This window comes from Vagococcus xieshaowenii (genome assembly GCF_004792515.1).
Classification (GTDB): domain Bacteria; phylum Bacillota; class Bacilli; order Lactobacillales; family Vagococcaceae; genus Vagococcus_A; species Vagococcus_A xieshaowenii.
Map to the genome: position 1 here is coordinate 671000 of NZ_CP038865.1, position 13580 is coordinate 684579.

General features: G+C 35.4%; 16 protein-coding genes and 1 riboswitch. Of the genes, 13 read left to right on the forward strand and 3 right to left on the reverse strand.

The genetic code is table 11. From position 1 onward, the window contains the following. The 10 genes from mutM (at position 1) to E4Z98_RS03350 (ending at position 9172) form a co-directional block, all read left to right on the forward strand. A complete protein-coding gene (gene mutM / locus E4Z98_RS03305) occupies positions 1–831 on the forward strand; it encodes a DNA-formamidopyrimidine glycosylase (protein ID WP_135253742.1) in 831 nt (276 codons plus the stop codon). A 12-nt stretch (positions 832–843) separates the two neighbouring features. Next, positions 844–1446 carry a dephospho-CoA kinase gene (coaE, locus tag E4Z98_RS03310; protein WP_135253741.1) on the forward strand — a complete coding sequence of 201 codons (603 nt, stop codon included), beginning with the start codon at positions 844–846 and terminating at the stop codon, positions 1444–1446. 113 nt (positions 1447–1559) lie between these two features. Further along, positions 1560–2045: a transcriptional regulator NrdR gene (gene nrdR, locus E4Z98_RS03315; RefSeq protein ID WP_135253740.1), complete on the forward strand. Its 486-nt coding sequence runs from the start codon at positions 1560–1562 to the stop codon at positions 2043–2045. 11 nt (positions 2046–2056) lie between these two features. Beyond that, positions 2057–3448: a replication initiation and membrane attachment family protein gene (locus tag E4Z98_RS03320; RefSeq protein ID WP_135253739.1), complete on the forward strand. Its 1392-nt coding sequence runs from the start codon at positions 2057–2059 to the stop codon at positions 3446–3448. Next, on the forward strand, positions 3448–4377 hold the full coding sequence (dnaI, locus tag E4Z98_RS03325) for a primosomal protein DnaI (RefSeq protein WP_135253738.1): 930 nt from the start codon (positions 3448–3450) through the stop codon (positions 4375–4377). The genes E4Z98_RS03320 and dnaI overlap by 1 nt, the downstream gene beginning before the upstream one ends. A 96-nt stretch (positions 4378–4473) precedes the next feature. Continuing rightward, positions 4474–5034, forward strand: coding sequence for a YceD family protein (locus tag E4Z98_RS03330; RefSeq protein ID WP_135253737.1), 561 nt, complete (start codon positions 4474–4476; stop codon positions 5032–5034). Between the two features lie 64 nt (positions 5035–5098). After that, the gene (rpmF, locus tag E4Z98_RS03335; RefSeq protein ID WP_135253736.1) at positions 5099–5281 is read left to right on the forward strand and encodes a 50S ribosomal protein L32; all 183 of its coding nucleotides are present in this window, start codon (positions 5099–5101) and stop codon (positions 5279–5281) included. Positions 5282–5438: 157 nt separating this feature from the next. Next, complete coding sequence (gndA, locus tag E4Z98_RS03340; protein ID WP_135253735.1) at positions 5439–6854, forward strand: NADP-dependent phosphogluconate dehydrogenase; 1416 nt, start codon at positions 5439–5441, stop codon at positions 6852–6854. A gap of 135 nt (positions 6855–6989) precedes the next feature. After that, positions 6990–7676: a response regulator transcription factor gene (locus E4Z98_RS03345; protein ID WP_135253734.1), complete on the forward strand. Its 687-nt coding sequence runs from the start codon at positions 6990–6992 to the stop codon at positions 7674–7676. Beyond that, positions 7676–9172 carry a HAMP domain-containing sensor histidine kinase gene (locus E4Z98_RS03350; protein WP_135253733.1) on the forward strand — a complete coding sequence of 499 codons (1497 nt, stop codon included), beginning with the start codon at positions 7676–7678 and terminating at the stop codon, positions 9170–9172. The genes E4Z98_RS03345 and E4Z98_RS03350 overlap by 1 nt, the downstream gene beginning before the upstream one ends. 55 nt (positions 9173–9227) lie before the next feature. On the opposite strand, the gene E4Z98_RS03355 is transcribed toward E4Z98_RS03350, so the two are convergent. From E4Z98_RS03355 to E4Z98_RS03365, 3 genes are all read right to left on the reverse strand, one after another. Next, a complete protein-coding gene (locus E4Z98_RS03355) occupies positions 9228–9659 on the reverse strand; it encodes a GNAT family N-acetyltransferase (protein ID WP_135253732.1) in 432 nt (143 codons plus the stop codon). Positions 9660–9987: 328 nt separating this feature from the next. Continuing rightward, positions 9988–10160, reverse strand: a riboswitch (M-box (ykoK) riboswitch). A 95-nt stretch (positions 10161–10255) separates the two neighbouring features. Next, complete coding sequence (gene yidC, locus E4Z98_RS03360) at positions 10256–11200, reverse strand: membrane protein insertase YidC (RefSeq protein WP_135253731.1); 945 nt, start codon at positions 11198–11200, stop codon at positions 10256–10258. 73 nt (positions 11201–11273) lie between these two features. Then, positions 11274–11549 carry an acylphosphatase gene (locus E4Z98_RS03365; protein WP_135253730.1) on the reverse strand — a complete coding sequence of 92 codons (276 nt, stop codon included), beginning with the start codon at positions 11547–11549 and terminating at the stop codon, positions 11274–11276. Positions 11550–11678: 129 nt separating this feature from the next. On the opposite strand from E4Z98_RS03365, the gene E4Z98_RS03370 reads away from it, so the two are divergent. The 3 genes from E4Z98_RS03370 (at position 11679) to E4Z98_RS03380 (ending at position 13503) form a co-directional block, all read left to right on the forward strand. Continuing rightward, the gene (locus E4Z98_RS03370) at positions 11679–12446 is read left to right on the forward strand and encodes a TrmH family RNA methyltransferase (protein WP_135253765.1); all 768 of its coding nucleotides are present in this window, start codon (positions 11679–11681) and stop codon (positions 12444–12446) included. A gap of 109 nt (positions 12447–12555) precedes the next feature. Then, positions 12556–13053, forward strand: coding sequence for an HD domain-containing protein (locus E4Z98_RS03375; RefSeq protein ID WP_135253729.1), 498 nt, complete (start codon positions 12556–12558; stop codon positions 13051–13053). Between the two features lie 117 nt (positions 13054–13170). Further along, positions 13171–13503 carry a winged helix-turn-helix transcriptional regulator gene (locus tag E4Z98_RS03380; protein ID WP_135253728.1) on the forward strand — a complete coding sequence of 111 codons (333 nt, stop codon included), beginning with the start codon at positions 13171–13173 and terminating at the stop codon, positions 13501–13503. The last annotated feature ends 77 nt before the right edge of the window (positions 13504–13580 follow it).

Sequence of the window (13580 nt, forward strand, 5' to 3'; positions counted from 1 at the left end):
ATGCCAGAATTACCAGAAGTAGAAGCCGTTAGAACAGGATTAGAATTACTTGTTATTGGTAAACAAGTAGAAGAAGTGGTCGTATTATGGCCAAGTATTATTGAATCACCAGAAGTGGATGTTTTTAAAAGTGAACTAGTTGGTCAGACGATTGAAGAGATGAGACGCCGTGGGAAGTTTTTAATTTTTAAGTGGACGAATTATGACATGATTTCTCATCTACGAATGGAAGGGAAATATGAAGTTCATCAACAAACAGATGCCATTGATAAACATACTCATGTCATCTTTAAATTTACTGATGGCACGGAATTACGTTATTTAGATGTTCGTAAGTTTGGCAGAATGACATTACTGCCTAAAGATACCGCGCTAAATTATAAAGGAATTACTAAATTAGGGCCAGAACCAACACCTGAAACATTTACGTTAGAGCCTTTTAAGACAAGTTTAAAAAAATATCATAAAGCCATTAAGCCTCTATTATTGGATCAAAAATTAGTAACTGGATTAGGCAATATTTATGTAGATGAAGCCTTATTTGAAGCTCAGATTCACCCTGAACAGCCAGCAGATAGCTTGACGACAAAAGAAGTAACACGTTTGTATCAAAGTATTATTGATGTGTTAGCTAGAGCTGTAGAAGCAGGAGGAACGACCATTAGGAGTTATAAAAATGCGTTAGGCGAGGCAGGTAAATTTCAAGTGTCTCTCAATGCCTATGGTCTTACAGGGGAGCCTTGTAAACGTTGTGGTACACCGATTGTTAAAACCAAAGTTGCTCAAAGAGGGACACATTTTTGTCCAAATTGTCAAAAAATTCATCGTTAGGGGAGTGAGGAAATGACGTATATATTAGGACTAACAGGTGGTATTGCAACGGGTAAATCAACTGTCAGTCAAATGTTCAGCCAAAAAAATATTCCAATAATTGATGCGGATTTAATCGCTAGAGAAGTTGTTGAACCTGGGACAACAGGATTAGAACAAGTAGTGGCCATATTTGGTCAAGAGATGTTGAATGAAGAAGGCTCGTTAAATCGCAAAAAATTAGGAGAACTGGTTTTTTCAGAAGAACAGGCATTAGAAAAACTAAATGCTATTTTGGGGAAAGAAATAAGACGAGTCATTCTTGAACGAATTGAGGAACGTCGTAGCGAAGAGCACCTAATGATGGTAGTTGATATCCCGCTTCTTTATGAAAATGGCTATGAAACACTAATGGACGCGGTGATGGTGGTTTATCTTCCAGTGGACGTACAACGGGAACGCTTGATGCAGCGTGATAAGCTGAATAAGCAACAAGCAAACGAGCGTTTATCCAGTCAATGGTCAATCGAACGTAAAAAAGAACGTGCCGATTTTATAATTGATAATACAGGAACAATTTTTGAAACGCAGAAGCAAGTAGACAATTGGTTGCAAAAAAAATACAAATCCTTATAAAATAAGGGATATACAACTATACCAACTACGTGAAAGCATGTTACAATGAAGGCAGATAAATTGTAAATAATGAGTTTATGATAGATAAAATAATCTAAGTTGAGGTGAAAAACATGCAATGTCCAAAATGTCAGTATAACGGTTCCCGCGTTGTGGATAGCCGACCATCTGATGAGAATCGTGCAATTCGAAGAAGAAGAGAGTGTGAAAGCTGTGGTTTTCGTTTTACAACTTTTGAAAGAATTGAAGCTACACCTGTATTAGTGATTAAAAAAGACGGTAAACGTGAGGAGTTTAATCGCGAAAAAATCTTACGAGGACTGATTCGTTCTGCCGAAAAACGTCCTGTTTCTCTTGAACAAATGGAAAATGTAGTAGATAAGGTAGAAAATCGTGTGCGCTCGCTAGGCGAAAATGAAGTTCCAACTAGCTTGATTGGTGAATATGTGATGGAATATTTAGTAGATTTAGATGAAATTGCATATATTCGCTTTGCGAGTGTCTATCGTCAATTTAAAGATGTGAGTGTCTTTATCGAAGAAATGCAAGAAATGGTAAATAAGGGTCAAGATGAAGGGACCACAATGGAAACAGAGTAGGGGATGTTAGTATGGGGAATAAGGGAAGAGAATTGAAGGCAAAAGATACCTTCTTTGTTCAATTAACAGAGTTAGTTTCTGACGTGGATTTAAACGTATTAAATACGCTTTATCGACCGTTATTAGGGACGAAAGCCTTTGGTTTGTATCATGCCTTTTACATGATGACGCCTCATTATCCATTTGAGAGTTTAGAAACGTTTCACTCTGATTTGTTTTCAGAATGTGACTTAGGGTTACTAGATTTTGTGGAAGCACGAAAAAAACTAGAAGCCTTAGGTCTATTACGCGTTTTTGTCCAAACTGAAAATGAAACACAAACGTTTCTTTATCGAGTAGAAAAACCAATGAGTTATCATGCGTTTCTTAAAGATGATATGTTATCACTTATGTTATTAGATCGAGTTGGACAACGTCGATTTGAACGACTTATGCAAGAAATTCCACAGCGTGCAAGCCTACCGGATGGTTACCATGAAGTCACTACCAAATTTGTTGATGTTTATCAACCAAGTAGGTTAGGCGTATCAGCTAAGCCAAAGGAGGTTGCTACTGTTCAAGAGGAAATGTCGATTTCTAAACGGCCAACATTTATCCAACCAGAAACATTTGACTGGTCTTATTTTGAACAATTGATGGCGCGTTATAATTTAGTACCGCATCACTTATTAACGATTAAAAATGAATTATTAGCCATTCATCAACAATATGGTTTTGATGAACTAACGTTAAGAAATTACCTAGCTAATTTTGTTGATTATACAACGAATGAGATTGAGATGAAGAAGTTCAAATATGCGTTAGTTAATCGTTCTACTCAACAAGTAGAGCCAGCCACTCAAGTAGGAGAAGTTGTCTCGTCAAATAAACCCGTCATTCAGGAGGATACTAAGGCGTTACAAAGCTTAAATGAGCAAGAACGTCATCTTGTCATCTCTAGTAACGAATATGCACCAATGGAGTTCTTAGAAGCTATCAAATCGGATAAGAAGGGGTCTGTGGTCATTACAGAGCGTTGGGCGATTGAAAAATTAGTAAAACAATCGGGATTATCTAATAGTGTGATTAATATTTTAATTCATTATTTATTATCTGTTCAGAATAAGGCAACCTTTGAAGAAATCACAGCCTTTAAAATTGCCAATGATTGGTCACAATCAGGCGTAAAAACGCCTGCTGATGCAATTAACCGGACAAAGAAAACGTATCACGATAAACAAAATAAAACGAAAAATGTACAGTATAATAATAAAACATATAACAATAAACCCGTCCGTAAAGAAACATTGCCGGATTGGGTGAACCAAGAAACAAAAGAAACGAAAATGTCTGCTGAAAAGCAAGCCTTGATGAGAGAAAAGTTGCGACAAATGCGACAAAAAGGAAAAGATGGTGAGAAATAATGGAAAATTTAGGCGATGAAATGAAAAAAGTTATGCGTCATAATGCGTGGCAAGATCGTTATCAACATTTGGTTGATACCGTGATGCAAGACAAGTATGTGCAACGTTTTTTATCAGAGAATGAAGACAAAATCACACAGGAATTAGTAGAAAAAAGCTATGCTAAACTGTATGAATTTGTCCAAGAAAGACGCAAATTTGATGAAGGAAGTCCTTCAATGATTGCCCCAGGCTATGAGCCAATTTTATTTCTAAACTATCGTTCAATTGATGTGACTTATGTTCCGACGAATGAATTGTTAGCCAAGCAAGAAGCTGATGCAATTAAGCGTCGTGTGAAAGCCATTGATATTCCCAAAGACGTACGTGACGCGACGTTTGATGCGTTTGAACTAACCGATGAACGAGAACATGCGTATTCAGAATGTGTGGATTTTGTGAATCATTACATTGAACAGCCAAAAATTTTCCGACAAGGTCTTTATTTACAAGGTTCTTTTGGTGTTGGAAAAACGTATTTGTTAGGGGCAATGGCCAATGAATTAGCACAGTCAGGCTTTCATACCACACTCATTCATTTTCCAACATTTGCTGTTGAAATTAAACAAGCGATAGGTAATAATACATTGAATGAAAAATTAGAAGAAGTAAAAAAAGCGCCAATATTAATGATTGATGACATTGGAGCAGACTCAATGAGTGCCTGGATTCGCGATGATATTTTAGGTGTTATTTTACAATATCGAATGCAAGAGCAATTACCAACATTCTTTAGTTCTAATTTTGATATGGAACAATTAGAAGTTCAACATTTACGTCAATCACAACGTGGCGATGACGAACCACTAAAAGCTAAACGAATCATGGAACGTATTAAATATTTATCTAAAGAAATTAAAATGATTGGTTTAAATCGACGTCTTCAATAAGTTGAGCATTCTATCATCACCTGTCAAGAAAATTTCATTGACAAAGAATTAACTAGCTAGTATAATAATTTTTGTTGCGCAAGGAGAGTGAAAATAGTGAAATGGTCATTAATGGAACTAAGAAGGTATCAACATGAACCCTTAGTGATAGATACAACAATTGAATTAGCCGATACGTTATTAAAACGTGATGAGACAATTTTAGGTGTTGGTCCAGTTAAAGTGGTAGGAACAATTAATGTTGAACCAAGAGAGTATATTGCTCAAGTTCAATTTGATGTTGTCTTAACCTTACCATCAAGTCGTTCACTAGAACCTGTTGATTATCCAATGACGATTGCCTTTGATGAAATCTATATGATTCCTGAAGAGTATGCCTTGGTCAAAGGAACAGAAGGTTATGAACATGCTATTATTTTAGAAAGTTCAACCTTAGATTTGCGCGAAGCAATTGAGGATTACATTTTGTTAAATATCCCGTTAAAAGTTTTAACGGAAGAAGAAATGCTTGCTGATGAATTACCAAGTGGTGATGCATGGACAATCATGTCTGAAGAAGATTATTTATACCAACAAATGGAAACTCAAGCCCAAACAATTGATCCTCGTCTTGCAAAATTGTCAGCTTTGTTAGATAATAACGAAGAATCTGATTAATCGCAAGATTGGAATAGATTTACTACTTCGGTAGTAAAAATGAGTTAAGGAGGTGTAGTTCAAGATGGCAGTACCTGCAAGAAGAACTTCAAAAGCTAAAAAAGCAAAACGTCGTACTCACTACAAATTATCAGTACCTGGAATGAGCACATGCTCAAACTGTGGCGAAATGAAACGCAGCCACCATGTATGTCCTGAATGTGGTCAATATGATGGAAAAGATGTTGTAAACACAACAGCTGAATAATACATTTTTTAGAAAATGTTTAAAACCGTTAGACAACCATGGAGTCTAGCGGTTTTTTTATATGATTTATTAGTTCATTAAGTTTAAATTAATGCCACTTTAATGTATAATAAGATAGGAAAATGCGTAATCATTGATTACTAGTAGGAGGAACAACATGTCTAAACAACAAATCGGTGTCGTCGGAATGGCGGTAATGGGGAAAAATTTAGCATTAAATATTGAAAGTCGTGGTTATTCTGTTTCAGTCTTTAACCGTTCAGCATCAAGAACAGAAGAAGCAATTGCAGAAAACCCTGGGAAAAAGTTAGTTCCAACTTATACAATTGAAGAGTTTGTTGATTCTTTAGAAACACCTAGAAAAATTATGCTGATGGTTCAAGCAGGAGCAGCAACTGATGCAACAATTCAAAGTTTATTGCCTCACTTAGATAAGGGCGATATTTTAATTGACGGTGGGAATACATTTTTCCGCGATACAATGAGACGTAATGAAGAATTAGCTAACTCTGGCATTAACTTTATCGGAACAGGCGTTTCTGGTGGTGAAGAAGGTGCTTTAAAAGGTCCAGCTATCATGCCAGGTGGGCAAAAAGAAGCCTATGACTTAGTTGCACCAATCTTTGAACAAATTGCAGCTAAGGCTGAAGATGGCGAAGCTTGTGTGACGTATATTGGCCCTAACGGAGCAGGTCATTATGTTAAGATGGCACATAACGGGATCGAATATGGTGATATGCAATTAATTGCTGAATCATATGATTTAATGTCTCGCTTATTAGGCCTTTCTGTTGATGAAATGGCAGAGATTTTTAACGAATGGAACCAAGGTGAGTTAGATAGTTACTTAATCGAAATTACAGCAGATATTTTGACCCACAAAGATGATGAAACAGGTAAACCATTAGTAGATGTTATCTTAGATGCTGCAGGTAATAAAGGAACAGGTAAATGGACCAGTCAAAGTGCATTAGATTTAGGCGTGCCACTACCGTTAATTACCGAATCAGTGTTTGCTCGTTATATTTCAGCAATGAAAGAAGAACGTGTTGAAGCAAGTGCTAAAATTAAAGGGCTAGATGTTACACCTTTTGATGGTGATAAAAAAGAATTAGTAGAAAAAATTCGTGAAGCGTTATATTTCAGTAAAATCATGAGTTACGCACAAGGCTTTGCGCAATTACGTATTGCCAGTGAAGAATATGGATGGGATTTAAACTATGGAGAAATTGCTAAAATTTTCCGTGCAGGTTGTATCATTCGTGCAAAATTCTTACAAAAAATTACTGATGCCTATGCAGAAAATCCAGAATTGAAAAACTTATTATTAGATGATTACTTCAATGAAATCACTCAAAAATATCAAAAATCAGTTCGTGAAGTCGTGGCATTGGCTGTACAAGCTGGCGTACCAGTTCCAACATTCTCTTCTGCGATTGCTTACTATGACTCATATCGTAGTGCAGATTTACCAGCTAATATTATTCAAGCACAACGTGACTACTTTGGTGCACATACATTCAAACGTAAAGACAAAGAAGGCACATTCCATCATGATTGGTATACAAAATAATTAAAAAAAAGGGGGTGTATTATCACTTATCACACCTCCTTTTTATTTTTTAATAAGATAGCTTTTTTGAGTTGAAATCGTTATAATTAAAATAGAAAAGATTGATGAAATGTTAATAGAAAGGAATTAATCTTAATGAACCGTATATTAATTATTGAAGATGAAAAAAATCTTGCACGCTTCGTTGAATTAGAATTGAAACACGAAGGTTATGAAGTTGAAGTTCATTATAATGGTCGTACAGGATTAGAAGCAGCCTTGGGTAGTAGTTGGGATGCTATATTATTAGACTTAATGTTGCCTGAATTGAATGGTTTAGAAGTTTGTCGACGTGTTCGTCAAGTGAAAGACACACCGATTATTATGATGACAGCTCGTGATTCTGTTATCGACCGAGTATCAGGTTTAGACCATGGAGCAGATGATTATATTGTTAAGCCATTTGCTATTGAGGAATTATTAGCACGCTTACGTGCCTTATTGCGCCGAATTGATTTTGAAGGGGATCGTAACGTAGTGAAACAAACAACGTTAGAGTACCGAGACTTAACAATTGAAAAAGAAAACCGTGTCGTTCGTCGTAACCATGAAATCATTGAATTAACGAAAAGAGAATATGAATTATTATTAACCTTAATGGAAAATATTAATGTAGTGCTTGCACGTGATGTTTTACTTAAAAAAGTTTGGGGTTACGAAACAGAAGTTGAAACAAATGTAGTCGATGTTTACATCCGTTATTTACGTAATAAAATTGATGTATCAGGAGAGGACAGTTATATTCAAACTGTTCGCGGCACTGGTTACGTTATGAGATCGTAATGACTAAAGAAAAAAATAACGAAAAGAAAGTTCACTTCCACTTGAGTATGAGTGGTAAGTGGACTTTACTTACATCATTATTTGTTTTAATTTCTGTGATTGTATTTTCAACCATTACATATAAAAAAAGTATCGATACCCTAATCGAAGTAGAACGAAAAAATATTAATGAAACGTTAAAAGATGTTTCAAGCAGGTTGAAGATTTCTAATAATGAATTATCTATTCGTAATACAGCTTATTACCTATCAAATGATAATAATACATTAGGATCTGATCCAACAGAACGTACATTAGAAGCGAACTTAATCCGTTTAAATTCATTTATTTCTGAATTATCACAGCCGGAATTGAGTGTGTCTGTTTATAATTCGGAACAATCTTTAGTGTTTGAAACGAGGAATACTAGACACGCTTACTTTGGAAGTGACAAACAAGAAGTTAGTCAAAAGATAGTTGATGGTAAAACAGGCTTTTTGGCAACAGAGCCTATTTACTCCAAACAAAAAGGTCAAAAAATAGGATATGTACAATTATTTTATGATTTAAGCCAAATTGATTCAGTTAAAGAAAATCTCATTACTTTAATGCTGTGGTTGAGTCTCTTCAGTATCATCATTAGTTTATTATTTGGTTTTATTTTATCTAATTATTTTATGAGACCATTGAAGAAAATTACTGATGTCATTAATGAGATAAAAGCGGACCCGCAAACGGAAGCAAGAATGCCTGTAGAAGAAATGAAAGATGAATTTGCCGACTTGGGTATCATTTTTAACGATATGATGGACCGTATGCAACGTTTTATCGAACAACAACAGCAATTTGTGGGAGATGTCTCTCATGAGCTTAGAACACCTGTAGCGGTCATTGAAGGCCATTTAAAACTTTTAGACCGTTGGGGTAAAGATGATCCAGAAATATTGGAAGAATCATTAAGTGCTTCTCTTCAAGAAATTAGTCGCATGAAAAGTTTAGTACAAGAAATGTTAGACTTATCTAGAGCGGGTCAAATTGACCTGCATCATAAGAATGATGTCTCTAATGCTAAAGAAGTGATTCATCAAGTTTATAATAATTTCGTGATGCTATATCCAGATTTTAAATTTGTTTTGGATGATGATATCATTCAAGAAAAACAAGTTAGAATTTATCGTAATCATTTAGAGCAAATTTTAATTATTATTTTAGATAACGCGGTGAAGTATTCATTGAACCGAAAAGAAATATTACTTTCTATTTCAACTAGTCATGAGTATCTTCAAATTGCGATTCAAGACTATGGAGAAGGAATTAGTGAAGCAGACTTGGAACAAGTCTTTAATCGCTTCTACCGTGTCGATAAAGCCCGTAGTAGGCATAAGGGAGGGAATGGATTAGGTTTATCCATTGCTAAACAATTAGTCGAGACTTATGAGGGTGACATAGTCGTCGAAAGTATTCTAGAAAAAGGCTCAGTTTTTAGGATTAGTTTACCCTTAGCAAAAGAAGAATAAAAAAGATGGATACCTGACAGACATAGTCGTCTGATAAGGTTATCCATCTTTTTTGTTAGATTGATTTATAATAAGGTTGCATCATCATGCTTCCTTTTTCAAAAGGTTGATCAACGGCTACATAGCCTAATTTTTCATAAAATTTCCAAGCAGAGTCACGCGCATTTAAAATAATACTTTGGTAGCCTTGTTGAAGAGCGATTGCTTCTGCATAGTTCATTAATGATTTACCAATGTTTTTTCCACGGTAATCAGGTGAGACAGCTACTTGTTTGATTTGTGCTTGGTGGGGATGACTAGTGTTGTCTAAAAATAGGGTTGCAACCACTTTTTGATCAATAACAGCAACTAAATGAATCGCTAATTCTTCATCAACAGGTGCGTCCGTAATTAAGGTTAAATTGCTTGGAATATTTAATTGTTCATTTCTTAAGTTAATACCTTCAAAATATTCTTCACTTAGCCATTGAATGGTTTTTAATTGCATAATCTTTATCCTCCAAATATGATTAAAATTGGTCAGATAAGTAGTTTCATCACTATACAATTGCGCAACAAATAAACAGATAATATCTGTAATTTAGAGCGACTGATGGTATGGAGTGGCTACTTTCTCTACGTAAATGTGCGTTGTGAAAGAAAGTTTGCGACTGATCTTATAACAGACGCAGAGATGCTTTCTTTCGTGGTTATGGCGGGTCCTGAAGTATCGTTACTATGACTTTGGTCCATTATAAAATCCTCCTTCTTAAAAAATGGCAATAAAAAAATTCCTTGTAATGCGAAAAAAACACAACACAAGAAAGTTCTGATAGTTATGATTTCTTCGTTGAGTTTTAGCACTATACAACGTAAAAAACACCAAGTGTTTTTAGATACCTTTAGAAAAGCCTTAATTCAACTATTCGTGTTTTACCCATTGGCATCTTTCGATGTTTCTGGGCAGTACCCTGTGTTTGTATAGACGCCTCGCCTAACAAAATCGTTATTATTATTTTTACAAATAGAAATATATCACGTTATAAAACTTTGTGCAATTATAAAAAACAAAAAAACCTAAGAAATTAATCTTAGGTTTTCATCTTATTTTTTAATGTTTTGCTTTTTACCTGCATTTAAGCCTTTTGAAGGAGTATTAGGTAATTTTTTTGTCGTTGTTTTTGTTGCAGGTTTTGCTTCTTTTACTTCTTTAACAGCGACAGGCTTAATGGGATTTAAGGCCATTTCTTCTTCGATTTGTTTACGAATTTTTGGTTTTTGTACAAGGTTTGTATAAAGTGATTGTAAACAGCTGACTAAACCACCAATTACCCAGTATAAGGTAACACCGGCAGGAGAGCTAAATGAGATCATGACAATCATTAATGGAGACATAAAGGTCATCATTTTCATTTGTTTCTTCTGATCTTCGGACATACCAATCATACTAATATAGCTTTGTGCTAGATAAGCAATACCTGCTAAAGCCACTAAGATGTAGCTAGGTTTTGATAAATCAATACCTAAAAATGGTGCGGCATGTTCAATTCCTGGTGCAAATTTTACAGAATAGAACAAAGCAGTAAAGACGGGCATTTGAATAAGTAATGGTAAACATCCAATACCACCAAACATGCTAATGTTATTATCTTTGTAAAATTGTTGCATTTCTTTTTGAGCTTCCATTTGTTCTTGAGGATTTGTTGCTTCTTTTAATCGGGCTTGTAAGGCATCGATTTGAGGCTTAACATATTGCATTTTTTCAGACATGTAAGTTGATTTACGTGTTTGATTGACCATTAGCGGGAACAATACGAAGCGAACAATCACGGTAATAGCGATGATGGCTAAACCGTAGTTGCCATTAAACATATCCACGAAGAAGCTAATTAATTTACTCATTGGTGCAACTAATAGGTTATAAACCCAGCCTTCACCAGTGGGGGTCCCTTTATTAGCGCCTGTTTTATATATGTCGACACAGCCAGATAGCGTGAACATTAGGCCTAATAAACCACCTGCAGCTATCCATTTTTTTAATTTATTCATTCAATTCTCCTTAATAATTTATTCACATAACGTTTCTATGATAAAGCAAATAACAAATTATTTCAATGATTGGCTAATAAGTTACGTTAAATTTTAAAGAATCTTTAATCGTATCGTCGTCAATCATGCTGAAGTTATCAACTCGGCCACTAGGTGAAGGGGAATGTTTAATTTTTTCAACAAATAGATCTAAAGTGTTATTGTCCGCAATGGCTTCAATGGTAACAGAGCCATCTTGTTCGTTTTTTACGGAGCCATAAACGCCTAGTTGATCGGCTACTAGCTTAGTCATGTAGCGAAAACCAACGCCTTGGACACGTCCTGAAACATTTATTCTGGCTTTTCTCATGAAGGGTTCCTCCTTACTGTTATATTTATTATTATACCAAAAAATATGACAAATGAAAAAGTATCCTCTGTCTAGCTCATCTAGGTAATCCATGCTATAATCGTTGGGAGTAAAGGGGTGCCTTATATGATTAAAGAAATTACATCTGCACAAAATACAACAATTAAAGAAGCAAAAAAACTATTAAAAAACAAATACCGTCAACAAACAGGTCTATATATGATTGAGGGCGAACATTTAGTTGAAGAAGCTATCAACGAAGGACAACGTTTAGAGAAGTTATTCATCACGACGGATTTTATGATTGAGAAACAATTAGACGGCCTGTTTGCGCAAGCAAAAGAAATTTTTGAAGTGTCAGATACTGTTATGAAGACACTATCATCACTGCCTACACCGCAAGGAATTATTGCCATCTTGAAGCAAACGAGTCAAGCGCTAACGTATCCTTTAGTGGCACCATTGTTGCTTTTGGATAATGTTCAAGACCCTGGTAACGTTGGTACGATGATTCGTACGGCTGATGCGGCTGGTTACGCTGGGGTAGTTTTAGGGAAGGGATGCGCCGATTTTTATAGTAATAAAGTCCAACGTGCTTTACAAGGTAGTCATTTTCATTTGCCAGTTGTTCAAGAAGATTTAAGCAACTTTATCCCTGACTTAATAGCAAGCGGTGTCGAGGTCTATGCAACAGCTTTAGATAAGCAAGCAAAATCTTACCGTGACTTAAACCCTTCAACATCATTTGCCATTGTTATGGGCAATGAAGGTCAGGGGGTTTCCCAAGATATTATAGAGCTATGTACACAAACAATTTATATTCCCATGCCAGGACGAGCGGAATCATTAAATGTTGCAGTAGCGGCTGGTATTTTAATGTTTGCCTATTCATTTTAATTATTACGAAATAATTAAGAATAATGTAACTAATGGTTAAATGAACGCTAAGGTGTTAGAATGAATTCGTTGCTTGTTGTCCCAGGATTAATTAAAGGTGGGAAAAGATTTGAATTTAGATTGGAAAAATGATTTAGAATATGTATCTTACATAGAGGATTTGATTCATCGAGAGGAAGTACAAAAGCTTGCGGAGTTTAAACAACATCGTAACGCAACACGATTGAGTCACTCGATTAGTGTATCCTATCTTAGCTACCGTTTAGCCAAACGGTTCAACGGAGATGCACGCGCAACAGCTAGAGCTGGTCTACTACATGATCTTTTTTATTATGACTGGCGAGAGACAAAATTCGACGAAGGAACACACGCGTACGTTCATCCACGTATTGCTGTTAAAAATGCTGAAAAATTAACGGAGTTATCAGATTTAGAACGAGACATTATTATTAAACATATGTGGTTAGCAACTATTGCGCCACCAAAGTATAAAGAAAGCTATATCGTGACGTTTGTTGACAAGTACTGTGCGGTTCATGAAGGGATTGTCCCATCGTTACGTTCAATGAAGCATCGTGTGAAACAAATGTTTAGTTATAGTGCTTAATGTTATCATAGAAGAAATACAAAAGTTGTGACAAATTTGTCGCAACTTTTTTTAAACAGATTAGGTGAAATTGAGTGTTATATTTGCTATAATGAAGAAATCAAAGGGGTGGATCACATGTTGCCAGAACAAACATTTCAAATGTGTCCTAAATTCGAAAAAACATTCGAATTTTTAGGTAAGAGATGGAACGGATTAATTATTGACGTTCTTTTAGAAGAAGGCACCCAACGATTTGGCGAATTAGCAGATAAAATTCCTAATATTAGTGATCGTGTCTTAGTTGAACGATTAAAAGAATTAGAGCTAAATGGCATCGTTGAAAGAATAGCAGATGTTAATCATGGAAAAAAAGTAGAATATCGTTTAACAGAAAAAGGGTTAGACTTACGACCAGTTATGGTAGCCATTCAAGAATGGGCAGAAAAATGGATGGGGCCTTGTAAGTAAGGTTGACCGTCAACATTTTTTCTTGTAAACTAACAGAAGATAAATCAAACATTGATGGAAACGAGTAATTAAATCAC